The organism is Pseudomonas sp. P4_C3 (assembly GCF_056402075.1).
Genome location: NZ_JBFUIC010000606.1, coordinates 1 through 1,423, shown reverse-complemented (window position 1 = coordinate 1,423; position 1,423 = coordinate 1). Strand labels below are relative to the sequence as shown.

At 60.0% G+C, this 1,423-nt stretch carries 1 protein-coding gene; it reads left to right on the top strand.

The features are described from left to right. Positions 1–207: 207 nt before the first annotated feature. A partial coding sequence (gene pdxR, locus AC1DVH_RS31100) for a MocR-like pyridoxine biosynthesis transcription factor PdxR (protein WP_477757016.1) occupies positions 208–1,423 on the top strand: 1,216 nt, incomplete at its 3' end.

Here is a 1,423-nt window from a genome sequence, read left to right as displayed (position 1 = left end):
GTTCCGGGCAGTTCGACCGCTGAGGGTCGTGCGGGGTTTATTGACCATGACAAGATACGTTAGTGCCGGGCGGCGGTTGGATTCTATTCGCCAGTGCTCGTCGAAGAAGCGGACCGGATGACATATCCAGTACCGCTCGATACCCTTTCGCCCCCGGGTGCCTGACAGCCATTCAGGCCAGACTCACTCCATCCAGACGAACCAAAAATGAAATCCTCCGCAGGTTTACTGTTGTCAGGTATCGAACTGGACCGTGCCAGTTCCATCCCCTTGTACCGCCAACTCTACTTGYAGATTCGCAAACAGATTCTCAGTGGCAGGATTCAGGGAGGCGTACGTCTGCCGTCCACCCGGACCTTGAGCAAAGAACTGCAGCTGTCGCGAATCAGCATTCTCAATGCGTTCGATCAACTGATTGCCGAAGGTTTTCTGACGTCGCGCACCGGGGCCGGGACTTATGTCGGCCATGAATGGGAAAGCCGCGGTATCGATGACGATGAGCACAAGCGCCAGCCTCCTCGCCTGTCCGACCTGAGCCAGTCCATGCTGTCATTGCGCAGCGATCATTTCCGCGGCGTTTCCTATGCGGACTGGGCCACCGGCAGCCCGACTTCGTTCCTGCCCAGCCACAGTGCGTACGATGCGTTCCCGCAATCGGTCTGGAAGCGGCTGATGAATCGCCACCTGCATAAGCCAACCAAGGCCATGCTCGGCTATGGCGAACTGCAAGGGTTGCTGGCCCTGCGCGAGGCGATTGCCGAATACGTCTTCGATGCCCGGGGCATCGACTGCACTGCCGAACAGGTGGTCATCGTTTCCGGCGCCCAGCAAGCCTTCAACCTGCTGGGCATGCTGTTGCTCAATCCGCAGGACAGTTTCTGGATGGAGGATCCGGGGCATATCGCGGCGCGAATTGCGCTCCAGGCCCAAGGGGGGCTGGTCGTGCCGTTGCGTATCGACGAACAGGGGATCGATATCCAGCAAGGCCTGGCTCAATGTCCTGACGCCCGCCTGGTGTTTACCACACCGTCTCGTCAGCATCCCTTGGGCATCACCATGAGTTATGCGCGGCGCCAGGAGCTCATCGACTGGGCTGCCCGCAATCAAAGCTGGATCATCGAGGACGACTGCGACAGTGAGTTTCGCTACAACGGTCGCCCCCTGCCGGCACTCTATGCCATGGACCAATGGGCCCGGGTCATCTACGCCGGAACGTTCAGCAAAGTGCTCTTCCCCTCGCTACGACTGGGTTACGTGATACTGCCGAACGCCCTGGTCGAACCCTTCTGCACCCTGCGGGCGGTCATGGATCGCAGCCCGCCCACGCTGCTACAGGCCGTCACGGCGGACTTCATGCGCGAGGGCCACTTCCTCGGTCATATTCGTCGAATGCGTGCGCTGTACCAGGCTCGCCAGCAAGCAC